This window comes from Janthinobacterium sp. CG_23.3 (genome assembly GCF_046115965.1).
In the GTDB taxonomy this organism is placed as follows: domain Bacteria; phylum Pseudomonadota; class Gammaproteobacteria; order Burkholderiales; family Burkholderiaceae_D; genus Janthinobacterium.
This window is the reverse complement of the sequence record NZ_JBJXIB010000040.1, coordinates 1-18084: the sequence shown is the minus strand read 5'-3', so window position 1 is coordinate 18084 and position 18084 is coordinate 1. Positions and strand designations below refer to the sequence as shown.

Sequence of the window (18084 nt, the reverse complement as noted above, 5' to 3'; positions counted from 1 at the left end):
ATGCACACGACCCTGATCAGCGCCAACGCGCTGGCGCAGCATTTGACCGACCCGGACTGGATCATCCTCGACTGCCGCCACGACCTGATGAACCCGGACGCCGGGCGCGACGCCTTCGCCGCCGGCCACATCCAGAACGCCCAGTTCGCCGGCGTCGACGCCGACCTGTCCGGCGCCAAGCTTGGTCCGGACGGCGCCTTCCGCGGCCGCCACCCGCTGCCCGAGCGCAACGCGCTGGTCGCCACCCTGCGCGCCTGGGGCGTCAACGACGGCTCGCAAGTGGTGGCCTACGACGCCCACGGCGGCATGTTCGCGGCGCGGCTGTGGTGGTTGCTGCGCTGGATCGGCCACCCGGCGGTGGCGGTGCTCGACGGCGGCCTGGCAGCCTGGCAGGCGCGGGAGCTGCCGCTGGTGACGCCGCTGGCGCCGCGCGCGCTCGGCAACATCGTCGAAAAACACACGCTGACCCGCACCGTCGACGTCGCCGCCGTGCTGGCCAACCTGCACGGCGGCGCCGACACCGTGGTCGACGCCCGCGCGCCGGAGCGCTTCCGCGGCGAGAACGAAACCATCGACCCGGTCGGCGGCCACATCCCGGGCGCCAGGAACCGTTTCTTCAAGGACAACCTGCAGGCCGACGGCCGCTTCAAGGACGCCGTCGAACTGAAACGCGCGTTCCTATCGCTGTTCGACGCGCCGCAACACGCCATCATGCAATGCGGCTCCGGCGTGACCGCCTGCCACAACCTGCTGGCCCTGGAAGTGGCCGGCCTGCACGGCGCCGCGCTGTACCCGGGCTCGTGGAGCGAATGGTGCGCCGACCCGGCGCGGCCGGTGGCCACCGGCGCCTGACGGGGCGTTCGCAGAGCACGCGTGCTCAATCGACTATCAAGGTTTTTGATATTGCCTCTGCGCGGGTGAGCGAGTTGAGAAACGCGTGTCGTGCCCTGGCTGACCAGCGCACGGTCAAGCTAGTCGGCTTGACCGTGGCGTTTTTCATGCGCGTTCAGTAGTTGCCTGGCAGACCGCATCACTTCGGCGTGATCAAAACTCTTCCCGGTAGCAAACTCATGGTCGGCTTTTTGGCTTTCCAGGACGCTTTCTTCACAGGCGGCGAAACCGTCCCTTAAGACGAAGCGCAACATCGACTGCGGGGTCCGGCCGGCAAGTTTGGCAAGCCGCTCAAGGCGTCGTTGATCTGTCTTTGACAACACTGTGCTTGATTCGACCGGAATGGTTTGTTCGACGTCCATCATGCGCCCCTTACTGGTTTAGTCGAGACACGCCATCATAACTGGGTACGCGTCCGGGCACATCTGTTGCGCTCGTGCAATGCTTGAGCATACACAAGCGCAGTACACCATACGCTCGGCAGCCGGGGTTCAGCCGTGGTTGTGGCGCGTCAGGAACAGTACGATGACCACGCCCAGCCCGATCAAGAGGATCTGCGGGATGGTTTCGCGCAAGGTGGCGCGGCGCTGCATTTGCGGCATCAGGTCGCTGACGGCGATGTAGATGAAGCCCGACGAGGCGAACACCAGCACGTACGGGATCAGGTGGCTGGCGTGGTCCAGCGTGAAGTAGCCGAGCAGGCCGCCGGCCACCGCCATCAGGCTGCACAGCAAATTGAAGACGTAGGCGCGGGTGCGCGAGAAGCCGGCGTTGAGCAGCACGATGAAGTCGCCGATTTCCTGCGGGATTTCATGGGCGATGATGGCCAGGCCGGTGACCAGGCCCAGTTTCGGGTCGGCCAGGAAGGCCGCCGCGATCAGGATGCCGTCGGTGAAATTGTGCATGCCGTCGCCGACCAGGATCATCCAGCCGGCCTTGCCGGCCTCGTGCTTGTCGTGGCCGTGCGCGTGGTGGTGGCCGTCGCCCTCGTGGTGGTGCGAGTGGCGCAGGATGGCGAATTTCTCCAGCATGAAGAAGGCCAGCAGGCCCGCCAGCAAGGTCGCGAACAGGCTGCGCGGGTCCGCCTGCGATTCGAACGCCTCCGGCAGCGCATGCAGCAGCGAGGTCGACAGCATGATGCCAACCGACAGGCTGACCATGCGCTCGACCATCTTCGACAGCAGCGCGAACGAAAAAATCGCCGCCGCCGTAATACTGAACACGCCCGCGATCGTCGTCGCGAGCAAAATGGAAATGAGTATCGGATCGATTTTGCTTACCTTTTATGCCGGGGCGCGATGCGTGCGGCGCCCCTGTCCTGTGCTGTGCGCGCTCAAACGGCGACGCAAACCGGGCATTTTACAGCCCGGCGGCACTTCGCGTTCGTCAGATCACGCCGTTTTCCCGAAACCAGGCCAGGGAACGGCCGAAACCGTCCTTGGCGGCGGCTTCGACGTAGCTGGGCCGGTAGTCGGCGTTGAAGGCGTGGCCGGCCTCCGGGTAGACCACGAAGGCCGACTTGGCGCCGCCCTTGGCCAGCGCCGCTTTCATTGTTTCAATCGATTCGAGCGCGATGCCGCTGTCCTTGCCGCCGTACAGGCCCAGCACCGGCGCCGTCAAGGTCGGCGCGACGTCGACCGGGTGGCGCGGGGTGATCGGGCTGGACTCGCCGACCAGGCGGCCGTACCAGGCCACGCCCGCCTTGACGCGCGGGTTGTGCGCCGCGTACAGCCAGGTGATGCGCCCGCCCCAGCAAAAGCCGGTGATACCGAGCTTGTCGACGTTGCCGCCGTTGTTGGCGGCCCAGGCCACCACCGCGTCCAGGTCCGCCATCACTTGCCGGTCCGGCGTCTTCGAGACGATCTCTTTCATCACCTCGGCGACGCTGGCGGCCATGCCCGGGTCGCCCTGGCGCACGAACAATGCCGGCGCCAGCGCCAGATAACCCTGCTTGGCGTAGCGCCGGGCGACGTCGGCGATGTGCTCGTGCACGCCGAAAATCTCCGACACCACCAGGATCACCGGCAAGTTGCTTTTGCCGTCGGGCTGGGCGCGGTAGACCGGCACGGTCTGGCCGCCCACCACGACGCCGACGGTGCCGGCGCTTAAGCCGGTGGCGTCGGTCTTGATCAGGCTTTGCGCCGCCACCGGCAAGGTGGCGGCGGCGAAACCGCTGCCCAGCGCCACTGTCAGGAAGTCGCGCCGGTCGATCCCGTCCGCTTGACCGGTCTCGCTGAGCAAACTGTGGCCATCCTTGAGCAAATCATCCATGCGTTTCCTCCTGTGGGTGGTGAATCCGACCGGGTCCAGGTTTGGCAGGTCGGCGTAAGCCGACCTGCGCCACGCTAACATTGGCGCAGCGGCCCGGGTGGTGTTAATGCGCCTCGTCCCAATTCTTACCGACGCCGACTTCGGCCGTCAGCGGCACTTTCAGCTGCGCCACGCCGGCCATCAGCGCCGGCAGCTTTTCGCGCACCAGCGCCAGCTCGGCCTGCGGCACCTCCAGCACCAGCTCGTCGTGCACCTGCATGATCATCTTCGTTTGCAGCGCGTCCGTTTCCAGCCAGCCCTGCACGGCGATCATCGCCAGCTTGATCAGGTCGGCGGCGGTGCCCTGCATCGGCGCGTTGATCGCGGCCCGTTCGGCGCCCTGGCGGCGCGGGCCGTTCGGCGAGTTGATCTCGGGCAGCCACAGGCGCCGGCCGAACACGGTTTCAACGTAGCCGCGCGCCTTCGCCTGCAGGCGGGTGTCGTCCATGTATTGCTTGACGCCGGCGAAGCGGGCGAAGTAGCGGTCGATATAGCTTTGCGCGGCGGCGCGGTCGACCCCGAGGTTAGCGGCCAGGCCGAAGGCGCTCATGCCGTAGATCAGCCCGAAGTTGATCACCTTGGCGTAGCGGCGCTGCTCGCTCTGCACCTCGGCGGCCGCCACGCCGAAGATCTCGGCGGCGGTGGCGCGGTGGATGTCGACGCCCTCGGCGAAGGCGCGCAACATCGCCTCGTCGCCCGAAATATGCGCCATGATGCGCAATTCGATCTGCGAATAGTCGGCCGAGACGATGACGCTGCCCGGCGGCGCGATGAACGCTTCGCGGATGCGCCGGCCCTCCTTGGTGCGGATCGGAATATTCTGCAGGTTCGGGTCGTTCGAGGCCAGCCGGCCCGTCACCGCCACCGCCTGCGCGTAGTTGGTGTGGACGCGGCCGGTGTCGGCGTTGATCATCTTCGGCAGCTTGTCGGTGTAGGTCGACTTCAGCTTGGCCATGCCGCGGTATTCCAGCAAGATCTTCGGCAGCGGATAGTCCTCGGCCAGCTTTTGCAGCACCTCCTCGTCGGTCGAGGGCGCGCCGGTCGGGGTCTTTTTAATCACCGGCAGTTTCAGCTTGTCGAAGAAAATCTCGCCGATCTGCTTCGGCGAGCCGAGGTTGAACGGCTGCTCGGCCAGCTCGTAGGCTTTTTGCTCGAGTTCGAGGATGCGCTTGCCCAGCTCGTTCGACTGGACGTTCAACAGCTCGGCGTCGATCAGCACGCCGTTGCGCTCGATCTTTTGCAGCACCACCGCGGTCGGCATCTCGATGTCGCGGTAAATCGTGGTCAGGTGGGCGTCGCCGTCGACGTGGCCCCACATCGCCTTGTGCAGGCACAGCGTGACGTCGGCGTCCTCGGCGGCGTAGCCGGTGGCGACGCCGATTTCCACCTGGTCGAAGCAGATCTGGTTGACGCCCTTGCCGCACACGTCGACGAAGGGAACGGTCTTGCGGTTCAGGTGGCGCAGCGCCAGGCTGTCCATGTCGTGCGTCTTGTGCGACTCGAACACGTACGACTGCAGCAGCGTGTCGTGCGCGATGCCGCGCAGCGCCACGCCGTGGTTGGCGAAGATATGGCTGTCGTACTTCAGGTTCTGCCCCAGCTTGGGCTTGCTGGCGTCCTCCAGCCACGGCTTGAGCTTGCCCAGCACGTAGTCGCGCGACAGTTGCTGCGGCGCGCCGGCGTAGCGGTGGGCCATCGGGATGTAGGCGGCCACGCCCGGCTCGCACGACAGCGACATGCCGACCATTTGCGCCGTCATCGGTTCCAGCGAGGTGGTTTCGGTGTCGACCGCGGTCAGCGCGGCGGCGTCGATGCGCGCCAGCCAGACGTCGAGCTGGGCCTCGGTGAGCACGGTTTCATACTGCGCCGGGGCGGCCTCGGCGTCGACGTTGCCGAACAGGTCGCCGGTGGGCGAATTCAGCGCCGCCGAGCCGGCCGCCGCCTGGCCGGCGCCGATGTCGCGCAACAGCGACTTGAAGCCGTATTGTTCGTAGAACGCCAGCAGGGTCGCCTTGTCCTCGTCCAGCGCCCCCAGCGACTCGGCGATCGACACCATGTGGCCGGACAGGTCGCAGTCGGTCTTGACGGTAATCAGGGCGCGCGCCCGCGGCAGCCAGTCGAGCGCCTTGCGCAGGTTCTCGCCGACCGCGCCGCCGACGCTGGCGGCGTTGGCGATCACGCCCTCCAGGCTGTCGTAGGCCGCCAGCCACTTCAGCGCCGTCTTCGGACCGCACTTGGACACGCCCGGCACGTTGTCGACGGCGTCGCCGATCAGCGACAGGTAGTCGATGATGCGGTTCGGCGGCACGCCGAACTTGGCCAGCACGGCCGCCTCGTCGAACGTCTCGTTGCTCATCGTGTTGATCAGCGTCACTTGGGCGTTGACCAACTGGGCCAGATCCTTGTCGCCGGTCGACACCACCACGCTCATGCCGGCGGCGGCGGCCTGCACCGCCAGGGTGCCGATGACGTCGTCGGCCTCGACCCCCTCGACCATCAGGATCGGCCAGCCCATCGCCTTCACGGCCTGGTGGATGGGCTCGATCTGCAGCGCCAGGTCGGGCGGCATCGACGGCCGCTGGGCCTTGTACTCCGAATACATCTCGTCGCGGAAGGTCTTGCCCTTGGCGTCGAACACGCAGGCAATGAAGGCGGCCGGGAAATCGGCGCGCAGGCGGCGCAGCATATTGATCATGCCGTGCATGGCGCCGGTCGGCACACCGCCGGGGCCGCGCAAATCGGGCAGCGCGTGGAAGGCGCGATACAGGTAACTGGAACCGTCAACTAACAGCAGGGTTTTTTGCATAATGCCATTGAAAAGTGATGTGCCGCGCAAGGTGCGGGCGGAAGAAGGTACTGGAATGACACGATTATCGCAGAGTTTACGCCGCCCGCCCGCGCCGCGCCCCATTCTCGCTGGCAAAAAAAGCGCCATATAGCGACCCGAGCCCAGGGTTGTCGCGGCGCGCGGCGGTTTTGCCGCTTTTGCGCATATTCAACGCATTTGAAACATGCGGCGTGGCGGTTTGTTACAATGACTAGCACAACGCCATTCTTTGCGGTCCAACTGAAGCGATACCATATCATGATGCGCATATCCATATTCCGGCAATTCCTGGCCCTGTCCCTGTTGGCGTTGTCGGCCGCGGCCGGCGCGCAAACGCCCAGCTCGGCCCCGCCCAAGCTGGAGAAGCTCGACGAGTCCGGCGACGCGCCCATCACCGTCACCGCCCCGGCCGAGAAGAAAATCACCGAGAAGCGCGAGCAGGGCAAGGTCACCGAGGTCAAGGTCACCACCGGCAAGAGCACGTATTACGTCAAGCCGAACACCCCGGCCGGCAGCGCCGTGCCCGGCGACCTGACCGGCAGCGCCAATCGCGGCCCGCAGTGGAAGGTGATGGAGTTTGGCCCGGGCAAGAAAAAGCAAGACCCGAAAGAACAGGAAGCGGCCGACAACGCGCCGCCGCCGCCCGCCAAGTAAGCCACCGACGTCCCGCCGCGGCGCAGCAAGCGGCGCCGCGTCGGCGTTTTTTTCGACCCACCCACTTTTATCTTTTCCCTCATGGCAGTTTTTACCCCGCTCAGCCTGGACGATGTCAGCCAGTGGATCACCCAATTCCCCCTCGGCAAGCCATTGGCGCTCAAAGGTATCGCCTCCGGCATTGAGAACAGCAATTTTTTCATCAATACCGAGCGCGGCGAATTTGTGCTGACGATCTTTGAAAAGCTGACGTTCGAGCAGTTGCCGTTTTATCTGAACCTGATGCGCCACCTGGCCGAGCGCGGCGTGCTGGTGCCGGCGCCGATCGCCAACGCCGACGGCGCGCTGCTGGCCGCGCTGCAGGGCAAGCCGGCGGCCATCGTCAGCAAGCTCGACGGCAGTTCGCAGATGGCGCCGCGGCCGGTCCATTGCGCCGCCGTCGGCGCCATGCTGGCCAAGATGCACCTTGCCGCGCGCGACTTCCCGCTGCGCCAGCCGAACCTGCGCGGCCTGGACTGGTGGAACGCCACCACGCCCGAGGTGCTACCCTTCCTGTCCGACAGCAACGCCCACCTGTTGCGCGCCGAAATGCACTTCCAGGACGCCTTCGCCAGTTACGACGCCTACAAGGCGATTCCGCGCGGCCCGGTGCACGCCGACCTGTTCCGCAACAACGTCATGTTCGACGGCGAGCGCCTGACCGGCTTCTTCGACTTTTACTTCGCCGGCTGCGACAGCTGGTTGTTCGACGTCGCCGTCACCGTCAACGACTGGTGCATCGCGCTCGACACCGGCGTGCTCGACGTCGCCCGCGCGCGCGCGCTGCTCGACGCCTACCACGCGGTGCGCCCGTTCAGCGACGACGAGCAAACCGCGTGGCAGCCGATGCTGCGCGCCGCCGCGCTGCGCTTCTGGCTCTCGCGCCTGTACGACTTCCACCTGCCGCGCGAGGCGGAAATGTTGACGCCGCACGATCCGGCGCATTTCGAGCGGATTCTGCGCGAACGCATCGCCACCCCGGCACCGGTGCTGTTCTGATGGTAAAACTACCCGCAATGACAGGCTGGCTCTGGGTCAAACAAGGTTTCGGCCTGTTCCGCAAGCAGCCGGGCGGCATGTCGACGCTGTTCCTCGGCTATATGTTTTGCATGCTGCTCGTCAGCGTGGTGCCGCTGCTCGGCCAGGTGTTGCCGGTGATCCTGGTACCGGTATTCTCGGTCGCCTTCCTGCAAGGCTGCCGGCACATCGAGCAGGGCCAGCGGGTGTTCCCGAACCTGCTGCTGAGCGGTTTTCGCAAGCCGGCCTTTCCGATGCTGTTCGCGCTGGGCGTGCTGTACATCAGCATGGCGGTGCTGGCCATCGGCGCCTCGTCGCTGGCCGACGGCGGCGTGTTCTGGCAGTTGATGACCGGGCAGATCGACGGTCAGTCGGCCGTCGTCAAGGAGTCCGACATCGGCGCCGCGATCCTGCTGGCGATTGCGCTGTACGTGCCGGCGGCGATGGGGTTTTGCTTCGCCGCGCCGTTGATCTACTGGCAAAACATGAGCGTGGGCAAAGCCGTCTTCTTCAGCTTTTTCGCCGTGCTGCGCTCGTTCAAGGCCTTCGTCGTGTTCGCGCTGACCTGGTTCGGCATCAGCGTGCTGGCCAGCCAGATCCTGTTGCTGATTTTCGGCCGCAGCGACCTGGCGATGCAGGTGATGGTGCCGCTGTCGGTGGTACTGACGGTGATCATGCACTGCTCGTTCTACGCCAGCTACCGGCAAATCTTCGGCGCGCCGCAGGGCGTCTCGCTGGACAAGCCCGCGCCGTGAGCGCCAGCGGGGGCCGACCTTCAGGTCCGCCCCCCGGGTCGGCGCCGCCCGGCGCTTACCTGCCCAAACGCTCCAGCTTGGCGATGCTCAAGTCGAGCACTTTCATGCCATATTGCCCGAAGTTGATCTGGGCACGGGCGTTGCTGCCGCCGCCCTCGATGTTGACGATGACGCCCTCGCCGAACTTGCCGTGCGCCACGGACTCGCCGATGCGCCAGCCCGGCCCGCTGGCCTTGTGCGCGATCTTTTGCGCGATCGCGTTGTCGGAGCCGGCGCTGCTCATCGGCGCGGTGTCCCAGGCCGATTTCTTGTTGCCGAACCAGTTCGCCTGCACCTTCGGCGACAACCACTTCAGCGACTCCTCCGGCAACTCGTCGAAAAAGCGCGACTTCATGTTGTAGCGGGTCTGGCCGTGCAGCATGCGCGTCTGCGAAAAACTCATGTACAGGCGCTGGCGCGCGCGCGTGATCGCCACGTACATCAGGCGCCGCTCCTCCTCGACGCCGCCGTCCTCCTTCGAACTGCTTTCGTGTGGGAACAAGCCCTCCTCCAGCCCGGTGATAAAGACGTTGTCGAACTCCAGCCCCTTGGCCGAGTGCACCGTCATCATCTGCAAGGCGTCCTGGCCGGCCTGGGCCTGGTTGTCGCCGGCCTCCAGCGAGGCGTGCGACAGGAAGGCCGACAGCGGCGACATCACCGCCGGCAGCGGCGCGTCGGCGTCGACGATCTCGATGCCGTCCCGCAGCGTGACCGGCACGCCGGACTGCGCCTGGGCCGCCGGCCCCAGGTACGCCGGCGCGCCCTGGCCGAAGCCCTCTTCGGAAACGAACTGGGTGGCGGCGTTGACCATCTGCTCCAGGTTCTCGATGCGGTCGGCGCCCTCCTTCTCGTTCTGGTAATGGCGCAGCAAGGTGCTGGCCTCCAGCACCACGCGCACCATTTCCGGCAGCGCCAGTTGCTGGGTTTCAAAGCGCACGCCCTCGACCAGCTTGACGAAGCCGGCCAGCGACGAGCCGGCCTTGCCGGCCACGTAAGGCACGGCCGCGTACAGGGAAATGCCGTACTGCCCGGAGGCGGCCTGCAAGGCCTCGATCGAACGCATGCCGATGCCGCGCGTGGGGAAGTTGACCACCCGCAGGAAGGCCGAGTCGTTGTGCGGATTGTCCATCAGTTGCAGGTAGGCGATCACGTGCTTGACCTCGGCGCGCTGGAAGTAGCGCTGGCCGCCGTAGACGTGGTAGGCGATGCCGGCCGAGAACAACGCGTGCTCGATCACCCGCGACTGCGCGTTCGAGCGGTACAGCACCGCGATCTCGCTGCGCGAGGCGCCCTCGGCGATCAGGTTCTTCGATTCCTCGATGATCCACTGCGCCTCTTGCAGGTCGGAGCTGGCCTCGTACACCCGCACCGGCTCGCCGTGGCCGGCGTCGGTGCGCAGGTTCTTGCCCAGGCGCTTGCTGTTGTTGGCGATGAGCATGTTGGCGCTGTCGAGGATGTGCCCGTGCGAGCGGTAGTTCTGCTCCAGCTTGATCATGTTCTTGACCTGGAACTCGTGCTCGAAGGAAGTCATGTTGCCGACGTTGGCGCCGCGGAAGGCGTAGATGCTCTGGTCGTCGTCGCCGACGGCGAACAGCGCGCCGCCGTCGCGGCCGCCGTGACCGGCCAGCAGCTTGAGCCAGTTGTACTGCAAATTATTGGTATCCTGGAACTCGTCGACCAGGATGTGGCGGAAGCGCGCCTGGTAATGCTCGCGCAGCGGCTGGTTGCGGCACAGCAGCTCGTAGGTGCGCAGCAACAGTTCGGCGAAGTCGACCACGCCCTCGCGCTGGCACTGGTCGTCGTACATTTGGTACAGCTCGACCAGCTTGCGCTCGTTGGCGTCGTAGGCGTCGACCTTGTCGGCGCGCAAGCCCTGGTCCTTCGCGTTGTTGATGAAATACATCAAGGTCTTCGGCGGGAACTTCTCGTCGTCGACGTTGTTCGCCTTCAACAAGCGCTTAATCACCGACAACTGGTCCTGCGAGTCGAGGATCTGGAAGGTCTGCGGCAAGGCGGCGTCGCGGTGGTGGGTGCGCAGCAGGCGGTTGCACAGGCCGTGGAAGGTACCGATCCACATGCCGCGCGTGTTAATCGGCAACATCGCCGACAACCGCGTCATCATTTCCTTGGCGGCCTTGTTGGTGAAGGTCACGGCCAGAACGCCGGCCGGCGACACCTGCCCGGTCTGGATCAGCCACGCGATGCGGGTGGTCAGCACGCGCGTTTTACCGGAGCCGGCGCCGGCCAAGATCAAGGCGTTCTGGGCTGGCAGGGTGACGGCGGCCAGTTGTTCGGGATTGAGGTTGTGAAGAAGTTTTTGCATGCCGTGATTATACCGGGATGGGCCGGCGGATTTGGCGCCGTCCGCGCCCCGCACTTTTTTACAAGGCGGCGGCGGCGGCGGATGCGACAGTGGCACCCCGATCCACCACCGCGACAGGCAATCCCATGCAGCAGAACCATCCGAACGGGCGCCGGGCGCCAAATCTGAGCTTCACCAGCGACAATACCGCCGGCGCCGCCGCCGCCGTCATGGCCGCCATCGCCGACTGCGGCGCCGGCCCGGCCCAGCCCTACGGCAACGACGCCCGCACCCGCCGCGTCGAGCAGCGCTTCTCCGAGCTGTTCGACACGCAGACCAGCGTCTTCCTGGTGCCGACCGGCTCGGCCGCGAACGCCTTGGCGCTGGCCGCGCTGACGCCGCCCTGGGGCAACGTGCTGTGCCACGCCGACAGCCACATCAACAACGACGAATGCGGCGCGCCCGAGTTCTACAGCGGCGCCAAGCTGGTGCCGCTGGGCGGCGCGGCCGCCCGCATCGATCCGCGCCAGCTCGCGCCGGCCGCCGCCCGCAAGGTCGGCGACGTCCATTCGACCCAGCCGGCCTGCGTCAGCATTTCCCAGGCGACCGAGCTCGGCAGCATCTACAGCGTTGCCCAGGTGGCCGAGATCGGCGCGCTGTGCCGCGCCAACGGCCTGCGCCTGCACATGGACGGCGCCCGCTTCGCCAACGCGCTGGTGGCGCTGGACTGCACGCCGGCGCAACTGACCTGGCAGGCCGGCGTCGACGCGCTGTCCTTCGGCGCCACCAAGAACGGCGCGCTGGCGGCCGAGGCGATCGTCCTGTTCGACCTCTTGCTGGGCGAGCAAATGGCTTACCGGCGCAAGCGCGGCGGCCATTTGCTGTCGAAGATGAGCTTGCTGTCGGCGCAGATGGAGGCCTACCTGGCCGACGACCTGTGGCTGCACAACGCGCGCCACGCCAACGCCATGGCGGCGCGGCTGGCACAGGGTTTGCGCCAGTTGCCGGGCGTGACGCTGCCGGGGCCGGTGCAGGCCAACATCGTCTTTTGCGCGATGCCGGCGGCGCTCATCGACGCCCTGCAGGCGCGCGGATTCAGCTTTTACCACTCGCGCTGGGGCGCCGGCGTGGTGCGCCTGGTCACCTCGTTTTGTACCAGCGCGGACGACGTCGACCACCTGCTGGAGACGGCGCGCCGACTGCTCGACTAGCGCCCCCCCTCTCAATACCGCGAAGGCGGCACGCCGTAGGCCAGGCGGAAGGCGCGGTTGAAGTGGCTCTGGTCGTAGAAGCCGCTTTCCTGCGCGACGTCGGCCACCAGGCGGCCGCCCCGGCGCAGCGCGGCGCAGGCGCGCTCCAGCCGCAGCCGGGTCAGCCAGGCGTGCGGCGTCATGCCCACCGTATTCTTGAAGCGGCGTAAAAACTGGAAACGCCCCAGTTCGCACAACCGCGCCAACTGGTCGATGCTGATCTTGCTCGCGTAATGGGCGTGGCAATAGTCGCTGAGGCGTTGCCAGTCGCGCATCGAAAAGCACGATCCGCCGCCATCGCCCGGGGCCGCGCCGGGCTGCAGCAAATGCCCGAGCACATCGAGCCAGCGCTGCTCCTGCGCGAGGATATCCACGCCGTGCTGCAACTCCTGGTGCAGGGTCAGCAACTGGCGGAACAAGCGCGGCTCGGCGATGCTGCGCGGCGCCAGTTGCGGCGCGCGGCCGCCGCCGGCCAACTCGCCGGCCAGGCCGTGCAGCAGCGCCGGCTCGACGCGGAAGGTGCGCAGCGTGAAGGCGGCGTCGCCTTCGCCGCTGCCGTCGTGCATTTCACCGGGCGGCATCACCGAGATCGCGCCCGGCCCCAGCAGCACGCGGCGCCCGCCCGACTCCTGGCGCTGCAGGCCGTCGCAGAGCAGGCCGATGTGGTAGTCGAGGTGGTAATGGCGCTCGAACGCCTGCTCGCGGTACCTGCCCTCGCTAAGGATCAGGCCCGGGGTCTGGGCCACCCGGTGATACCGGACCGTATCGTCCATGGGCGCCTCCCGTGCGCGTCAAAAACCCCAGTCTAGCAGCGCCGGCGCGGCTGTCTTGTATTTTATTGCGCGGCGAACCGGCAAAAAAAAGCGGCGCGGCGGGCCAGGCCCGCTGCGCCGCAACTGGTTTTTATTATTAGTAGATCACTACCGAGCGGATCGACTCGCCGCTCTTCATCAAATCAAAGCCTTCGTTGATGCGTTCCAGCGGCAAGCTGTGGGTAATCAGGTCGTCGATATTCAGCTTGCCCTCCATATACCAGTCGACGATCTTCGGCACGTCGGTGCGCCCGCGCGCGCCGCCGAAGGCCGAACCCTTCCACACCCGCCCCGTCACCAGCTGGAACGGCCGGGTCGAGATTTCCTCGCCGGCCGCCGCGACGCCGATGACGATCGACTGGCCCCAGCCCTTGTGGCAGCACTCCAGCGCCTGGCGCATGGTGGTGGTGTTGCCGATGCACTCGAAGCTGTAGTCGGCGCCGCCGTCGGTGATCTGGACGATGCTGTCGACGACGTTCTCGACCTCTTTCGGGTTGACGAAGTGGGTCATGCCAAACTTGCGCGCCATGGCCTGGCGCGCCGGGTTGATGTCGACGCCGATGATCTTGTCGGCGCCGACCATTTTGGCGGCCTGGATCACGTTCAGGCCGATGCCGCCCAGGCCGAACACGACCACGTTGGCGCCCGCCTCGACTTTGGCGGTAAACAGCACCGCGCCGACGCCGGTGGTGACGCCGCAGCCGATGTAGCACACCTTGTCGAACGGCGCGTCTTCGCGGATCTTCGCCAGCGCGATTTCCGGCACCACGATGTAGTTGGAGAACGTCGACGTGCCCATGTAGTGGAAGATCGGCTTGCCGTCGATCGAGAAGCGCGAGGTGGCGTCCGGCATCAGGCCGCGGCCCTGGGTCGAGCGGATCGACTGGCACAGATTGGTTTTCCGCGACAGGCAGAATTTGCACTGGCGGCATTCCGGCGTGTACAGCGGAATCACGTGGTCGTCTTTTTTCAGGCTTTTCACGCCCGCGCCCACGTCGACGACGACGCCGGCGCCCTCGTGGCCGAGGATGGACGGGAAGATGCCCTCCGGATCGGCGCCCGACAGCGTGTAGTAATCGGTATGGCAGATGCCGGTGGCCTTGATTTCGACCAGCACCTCGCCCTCGCGGGGACCGCCCAACTCGACTTCTTCAATCGTCAGCGGCTGTCCCGCCTTCCAAGCGATGGCTGCTCTGGTTTTCATGTTTTTATCCTGTGATATGGGGTTGCCGGACCGACCGGCCTGTCAACGCAGGCGCCGGCCCCGCACATCATATCAAGAGCCGGCCGGCGTGGATACAGCGCTCGCGTGCGCGGCGTCGCAACCGGGCTCGCCGGCCAGCAATTGCGTCAGCGCGCGCGCCAACTGGCGCATCGACGTCGCCGGCTTGAGCAGCGCGGCGTCGGCGGCGCCGCGCCAGATACTGTCGCGCGCCGCGTACAACAGCAGCGCCGGCGGCGTGGCCGCGCATTGCAGCACGTCGAGCAGGGCCGCGCCGTCGCCGTCCGGCAGGTCCGGGTCCAGCACCACCAGGCTGTAGTCGGCCAGGCGGATCGCGGCGGTGGCGGCGGCCAGCGTCGGCGCGTGCGTCACCCGCGCCTCCGGCATCAGCAGCGCGGCCAGCAACAGCGCGGCGTCGGCGTCGGTGTCGATGTGCAGCACGCGCGGTTGCGCGGCGGCGGCCGGCGCCACTGCGTACAGGGGCGCGCGCGCCGCGGTGGCGCAGGTTTCGGTCAACGGCGCGGCTATGGTGGTGGTGGTGGTCATGTGCGAACTCCCCTGTCTGCGCGCCAACCCGGGCGCGGCGACCGTTGTGGCCGGCGACGCGCAAGCTGCTGCATCACAATGCTGGACGGCGGAGCTGGGCCGAGGAATATGCCGCGGCCGCGAGGGGAAGGCGGCCGGGATAGGGCATGTCGCAATGCGCGCAAGGCGGGTTGGGGCTTAGGCCGCGACACAGTCAGTCTACATCATTTTTTCCGCAAAGCAATTAGAATCGCGCTGGCGTCAAGTTCAAACCGGCACCGGGGCGTCAACCCGGGGTCGGACCCCGGCCTTCGCCGTTGCGTGGTTTCCGCGCTATTTCGATTTGTGGCGGGCGCTGAACGCGCCGTGCAGGCTGTTCAAGGTTTCCTCGGCGGCCAGCAACTGGTTGGCGATCTCGTTGATTTTGCGCCGGCTCGAACGGGCGTGGTCGCGCAGCACCTCGAAGGCGGTGTTGCGGTCGGTTTGGAACTTGCCCATCAACAGGCCGACGGCCAGGCTGGTCTCGCGCCCGGCGGCCAGCGCCGAGTTCAGGTTCAGCTCGGTGCGCCGCAGCTGGCGGATCTCGTCGGCGCGCGCCAGGCCGGCCTCGAAGGCCGGCATCAGGCGCGCCTCGTCGACCGGTTTGACGACGTAGCCGACCGCGCCGTAGGCGGCGGCCTGCTTGCCCGAGTCGCTGTCGCCGCTGCCCGACAGGAACATGAACGGCACCGCGGTGTCGGCGTGCAGGCGCTTGGCCAGGTCCAGGCCGGACATGCCGGGCATGTGGATGTCGAGCAGGGCCAGGTCCGGCTCGCGCACGGCGATCTGCCGCAACGCCTCCTCGGCCGACGAGGCCAGCATGGTCTCGTAGCCGGCGTGGCGCAGCACTTCGCCGAGGAACTCCAACAGCAATTGATCGTCATCGACAATTATAATCAGTCGTTTGATGGCGCTAGGAAGGGTCATGGCAGGGGCTTAGGACAGTGTCGACGAGGTATTATAAGCCGATCCCGCCGGTGCGCACGCTTAGCCGCGCCGCGGCGCCGCCAACAACAGATTAAATTCGTCCACCGCCGCCGCCACGTCCGCCGCCAGGTAGACGCTGCTGATGGCGGCGACCATGTCGGCGCCGCGCCCGGCCAGCGGCGCCGCGTTGGCCGGCGTCATGCCGCCGATGACGACGCAGGGCAGCGCGATCTCGGCCTTGGCCCGCAGCACGATGTCGGGCGCCGTCGTCACCGGGTATTGCTTCACCAGCGAGGGGTAGAAGCCGCCGAAGGCGACGTAACTGGCGCCCTGCGCCGCCGCCGCGCGCGCCAGCGCCATGTCGCCGTAGCAGGAGGCGCCGACGATTTTGCCCGGCCCGAGCGCGGCGCGCGCCTGCGCCACCGAGGCGTCGGTGCCGCCGACGTGGACGCCGTCGGCGTCCAGGCTCTGGCACAGTTCGACGAAGTCGTTGATCACCAGGGGGCAGGCGTATTTGCGGCACAGCGCCAGCAGGGCCGCGGCCTGCTCCCGGCGCAGCGCCGCGTCGGCGTTCTTGTGGCGGTATTGCAGCAGCGCGACGCCGGCGGCCAGCGCCTGTTCGGTGACGTCGAGCAGCTTGTCGGTGTCGTCCCAGTTCGGGGTGACCAGATAAAGTCCACGCATGGTGTTTCCTTTGGTTGTCAGCAGAAGCGCCGCGGCATCAACTGCCCCGGCGCGATCGGATAGGCGCTCGCCAGCGTCCGGTGGCAGTAGGTTTGCGCGCCGTCCAGCGCCTCGGCCATGCCCTGGCCGCGCGCCAGCAGCGCCGCGATGGCGCTGGCCAAGGTGCAGCCGCTGCCGTGGAAGGCGCCCGGCAGGCGCTGGAAATGCCAGTCGCGCTCGCCGTCGGGGCCGAACCAGCGGTTGCGCACCAGCGCGCCGCCGGCGTGGCCGCCGGTGATCAGCACGTGGCCGCAGCCGCGCGCGCGCAGCGTCGCCGCCTGCGCCGCCAGGTCGGCGTCGGCGGCGCCGGCCAGGCCGCTCGCTTGCGCCGCCTCCGGCAGGTTCGGCACGATCAGCGTCACCAGCGGCAGCAGCGGCGCCAGCGCCCGCACCGCGTCGCCGCGCGAGAGCGCGTCGCCGTTGCCGCTGGCCAGCACCGGGTCGAGCACCACCGGCAGCCGCGGATCGCGCTCGCGCAGCAGCGCGATCAACTCGGCGATGGCCTGGGCGTTGGCGGCGCTGCCGGGGATGCCGATTTTGACGGCGCGCACGCGGATCTTGTCGATCAACGCCTGGGCCTGGCGCCGCACCACGCCGGGGTCGACCGGCAGCACGCCGAACACGCGGTCGTTGTCTTGCACCGTCAACGCGGTGGCCACCGGCAGCGCGTGGCCGCCCTGGGCCGCGATGGCCAGGATGTCGGCGGCGATGCCGGCGCCGCCGGACGGGTCGATGCCGGCGAACACCAGCACCGGCGCCGGCGTCATGCCAGGCGTCCCGCCATCGGCGACGACGGCGCGGCGGCGAAGCGCTTGGGCATGCGCCCGGCCAGGAAGGCTTCGCGCCCGGCCTGCACCGCCAGGCGCATCGCCCGCGCCATGCGCACCGGGTCGCGCGCGCCGGCGATCGCCGTGTTCATCAGCACGCCGTCGCAGCCGAGCTCCATGGCGATGGCGGCGTCCGACGCGGTGCCGACGCCGGCGTCGACCAGCACCGGCACCGTGGCCTGCTCGATGATCAAGGACAGGTTCCACGGGTTCAGGATGCCCATGCCGGAGCCGATCAGCGAGGCCAGCGGCATCACCGCGACGCAGCCGATCTGCTCGAGGATCTTGGCCTGGATCGGGTCGTCGCTGCAATACACCATCACGTCGAAGCCGTCCTTGACCAGCGCCTCGGCGGCGACCAGGGTTTCCGGCATGTGCGGGAACAGCGTCTTTTCGTCGCCCAGCACCTCCAGCTTGACCAGCTTGCGCCCGCCCAGCAGCTCGCGCGCCATTTGCAGCGTGTAGACGGCGTCCTTGGCGTTGTAGCAGCCGGCCGTGTTCGGCAAAATCGTATACTGCGACGGCGGCAGCACGTCCAGCAGGCTGGGCGCCTTCGGGTCCTGGCCGATGTTGACGCGGCGGATCGCCACCGTGATGATCTCGGCGCCGGCGGCGTCGGTGGCCTCGCGCGTTTGCGCCAGGTCGCGGTACTTGCCGCTGCCCACCAGCAGGCGCGACGAAAAGGTTTGGCCGGCGATGGTCAGCAGGTCGGTGTTGTCAGTGGTAGTCATAATCGTTTCCCTTGGGGTGGATAGGCTGCGTTCACGTACGGCCGGTGCGCGCCGGCGTTCAACCGCCGCCGATGGCGCGCACGATGTCGACCTGGTCGCGCTCCCGCAGCACCTGCTCGGGGGGGGGGGGGGGGGGGGGGGGGGGGGGGGTGAAGCCCAGCACCAGCACCGGGCCGCCCCGCTCAGGCGCCTCG

At 67.3% G+C, this 18084-nt stretch carries 17 protein-coding genes; 5 read left to right on the top strand and 12 right to left on the bottom strand.

Annotation, left to right across the window (positions count from 1 at the left end; translation table 11 throughout):
- A complete protein-coding gene (locus ACFDR9_RS11775) occupies window positions 1–852 on the top strand; it encodes a sulfurtransferase (RefSeq protein ID WP_409031114.1) in 852 nt (283 codons plus the stop codon).
- A 119-nt stretch (window positions 853–971) separates the two neighbouring features.
- Here ACFDR9_RS11775 and ACFDR9_RS11770 read toward each other — a convergent pair whose 3' ends face one another.
- From ACFDR9_RS11770 to polA, 4 genes are all read right to left on the bottom strand, one after another.
- A complete protein-coding gene (locus ACFDR9_RS11770) occupies window positions 972–1256 on the bottom strand; it encodes a hypothetical protein (RefSeq protein ID WP_409031113.1) in 285 nt (94 codons plus the stop codon).
- Between the two features lie 126 nt (window positions 1257–1382).
- The gene (locus ACFDR9_RS11765; protein ID WP_017879313.1) at window positions 1383–2138 is read right to left on the bottom strand and encodes a ZIP family metal transporter; all 756 of its coding nucleotides are present in this window, start codon (window positions 2136–2138) and stop codon (window positions 1383–1385) included.
- A gap of 139 nt (window positions 2139–2277) precedes the next feature.
- On the bottom strand, window positions 2278–3162 hold the full coding sequence (locus ACFDR9_RS11760) for a dienelactone hydrolase family protein (protein WP_409031112.1): 885 nt from the start codon (window positions 3160–3162) through the stop codon (window positions 2278–2280).
- Between the two features lie 103 nt (window positions 3163–3265).
- Complete coding sequence (gene polA, locus ACFDR9_RS11755) at window positions 3266–6007, bottom strand: DNA polymerase I (protein WP_409031111.1); 2742 nt, start codon at window positions 6005–6007, stop codon at window positions 3266–3268.
- Between the two features lie 279 nt (window positions 6008–6286).
- Here polA and ACFDR9_RS11750 point away from each other — a divergent pair, with 279 nt between their 5' ends.
- From ACFDR9_RS11750 to ACFDR9_RS11740, 3 genes are all read left to right on the top strand, one after another.
- The gene (locus tag ACFDR9_RS11750) at window positions 6287–6682 is read left to right on the top strand and encodes a DUF2782 domain-containing protein (protein ID WP_017879316.1); all 396 of its coding nucleotides are present in this window, start codon (window positions 6287–6289) and stop codon (window positions 6680–6682) included.
- Between the two features lie 81 nt (window positions 6683–6763).
- Complete coding sequence (locus tag ACFDR9_RS11745) at window positions 6764–7720, top strand: homoserine kinase (protein ID WP_409031110.1); 957 nt, start codon at window positions 6764–6766, stop codon at window positions 7718–7720.
- Between the two features lie 17 nt (window positions 7721–7737).
- Window positions 7738–8493 carry a BPSS1780 family membrane protein gene (locus tag ACFDR9_RS11740; RefSeq protein WP_409031109.1) on the top strand — a complete coding sequence of 252 codons (756 nt, stop codon included), beginning with the start codon at window positions 7738–7740 and terminating at the stop codon, window positions 8491–8493.
- A gap of 55 nt (window positions 8494–8548) precedes the next feature.
- Here ACFDR9_RS11740 and ACFDR9_RS11735 read toward each other — a convergent pair whose 3' ends face one another.
- Window positions 8549–10855 (bottom strand): UvrD-helicase domain-containing protein, encoded by a 2307-nt coding sequence (locus ACFDR9_RS11735; protein WP_409031108.1) that lies wholly within the window; start codon window positions 10853–10855, stop codon window positions 8549–8551.
- A 125-nt stretch (window positions 10856–10980) separates the two neighbouring features.
- Here ACFDR9_RS11735 and ACFDR9_RS11730 point away from each other — a divergent pair, with 125 nt between their 5' ends.
- Complete coding sequence (locus ACFDR9_RS11730; protein ID WP_409031107.1) at window positions 10981–12045, top strand: threonine aldolase family protein; 1065 nt, start codon at window positions 10981–10983, stop codon at window positions 12043–12045.
- 11 nt (window positions 12046–12056) lie between these two features.
- On the opposite strand, the gene ACFDR9_RS11725 is transcribed toward ACFDR9_RS11730, so the two are convergent.
- From ACFDR9_RS11725 to ACFDR9_RS11695, 7 genes are all read right to left on the bottom strand, one after another.
- Window positions 12057–12857 (bottom strand): AraC family transcriptional regulator, encoded by an 801-nt coding sequence (locus ACFDR9_RS11725; protein WP_409031106.1) that lies wholly within the window; start codon window positions 12855–12857, stop codon window positions 12057–12059.
- Window positions 12858–12993: 136 nt separating this feature from the next.
- Window positions 12994–14100 carry an S-(hydroxymethyl)glutathione dehydrogenase/class III alcohol dehydrogenase gene (locus tag ACFDR9_RS11720; protein WP_409031105.1) on the bottom strand — a complete coding sequence of 369 codons (1107 nt, stop codon included), beginning with the start codon at window positions 14098–14100 and terminating at the stop codon, window positions 12994–12996.
- A 72-nt stretch (window positions 14101–14172) separates the two neighbouring features.
- A complete protein-coding gene (locus ACFDR9_RS11715) occupies window positions 14173–14664 on the bottom strand; it encodes a hypothetical protein (RefSeq protein WP_409031104.1) in 492 nt (163 codons plus the stop codon).
- A 312-nt stretch (window positions 14665–14976) separates the two neighbouring features.
- On the bottom strand, window positions 14977–15609 hold the full coding sequence (locus ACFDR9_RS11710; RefSeq protein ID WP_026133514.1) for an ANTAR domain-containing response regulator: 633 nt from the start codon (window positions 15607–15609) through the stop codon (window positions 14977–14979).
- A 60-nt stretch (window positions 15610–15669) separates the two neighbouring features.
- The gene (gene thiE, locus ACFDR9_RS11705) at window positions 15670–16293 is read right to left on the bottom strand and encodes a thiamine phosphate synthase (RefSeq protein WP_017879325.1); all 624 of its coding nucleotides are present in this window, start codon (window positions 16291–16293) and stop codon (window positions 15670–15672) included.
- Window positions 16294–16310: 17 nt separating this feature from the next.
- Complete coding sequence (locus ACFDR9_RS11700) at window positions 16311–17099, bottom strand: hydroxymethylpyrimidine/phosphomethylpyrimidine kinase (protein WP_409031103.1); 789 nt, start codon at window positions 17097–17099, stop codon at window positions 16311–16313.
- On the bottom strand, window positions 17096–17890 hold the full coding sequence (locus ACFDR9_RS11695) for a thiazole synthase (RefSeq protein WP_017879327.1): 795 nt from the start codon (window positions 17888–17890) through the stop codon (window positions 17096–17098). Before ACFDR9_RS11695 ends, ACFDR9_RS11700 begins: the two co-directional genes overlap by 4 nt.
- Window positions 17891–18084 lie beyond the last annotated feature (194 nt).

What these genes read in the sequence shown, in the direction of transcription:
- ACFDR9_RS11775 (WP_409031114.1), top strand. Translation starts at nt 1, where the DNA reads ATGCACACGACCCTGATCAGCGCCAACGCGCTGGCGCAGCATTTGACC.
- ACFDR9_RS11770 (WP_409031113.1), bottom strand. Translation starts at nt 1,256, where the DNA reads ATGATGGACGTCGAACAAACCATTCCGGTCGAATCAAGCACAGTGTTG.
- ACFDR9_RS11760 (WP_409031112.1), bottom strand. Translation starts at nt 3,162, where the DNA reads ATGGATGATTTGCTCAAGGATGGCCACAGTTTGCTCAGCGAGACCGGT.
- polA (WP_409031111.1), bottom strand. Translation starts at nt 6,007, where the DNA reads ATGCAAAAAACCCTGCTGTTAGTTGACGGTTCCAGTTACCTGTATCGC.
- ACFDR9_RS11750 (WP_017879316.1), top strand. Translation starts at nt 6,287, where the DNA reads ATGATGCGCATATCCATATTCCGGCAATTCCTGGCCCTGTCCCTGTTG.
- ACFDR9_RS11745 (WP_409031110.1), top strand. Translation starts at nt 6,764, where the DNA reads ATGGCAGTTTTTACCCCGCTCAGCCTGGACGATGTCAGCCAGTGGATC.
- ACFDR9_RS11740 (WP_409031109.1), top strand. Translation starts at nt 7,738, where the DNA reads ATGACAGGCTGGCTCTGGGTCAAACAAGGTTTCGGCCTGTTCCGCAAG.
- ACFDR9_RS11735 (WP_409031108.1), bottom strand. Translation starts at nt 10,855, where the DNA reads ATGCAAAAACTTCTTCACAACCTCAATCCCGAACAACTGGCCGCCGTC.
- ACFDR9_RS11730 (WP_409031107.1), top strand. Translation starts at nt 10,981, where the DNA reads ATGCAGCAGAACCATCCGAACGGGCGCCGGGCGCCAAATCTGAGCTTC.
- ACFDR9_RS11725 (WP_409031106.1), bottom strand. Translation starts at nt 12,857, where the DNA reads ATGGACGATACGGTCCGGTATCACCGGGTGGCCCAGACCCCGGGCCTG.
- ACFDR9_RS11720 (WP_409031105.1), bottom strand. Translation starts at nt 14,100, where the DNA reads ATGAAAACCAGAGCAGCCATCGCTTGGAAGGCGGGACAGCCGCTGACG.
- ACFDR9_RS11715 (WP_409031104.1), bottom strand. Translation starts at nt 14,664, where the DNA reads ATGACCACCACCACCACCATAGCCGCGCCGTTGACCGAAACCTGCGCC.
- ACFDR9_RS11710 (WP_026133514.1), bottom strand. Translation starts at nt 15,609, where the DNA reads ATGACCCTTCCTAGCGCCATCAAACGACTGATTATAATTGTCGATGAC.
- thiE (WP_017879325.1), bottom strand. Translation starts at nt 16,293, where the DNA reads ATGCGTGGACTTTATCTGGTCACCCCGAACTGGGACGACACCGACAAG.
- ACFDR9_RS11700 (WP_409031103.1), bottom strand. Translation starts at nt 17,099, where the DNA reads ATGACGCCGGCGCCGGTGCTGGTGTTCGCCGGCATCGACCCGTCCGGC.
- ACFDR9_RS11695 (WP_017879327.1), bottom strand. Translation starts at nt 17,890, where the DNA reads ATGACTACCACTGACAACACCGACCTGCTGACCATCGCCGGCCAAACC.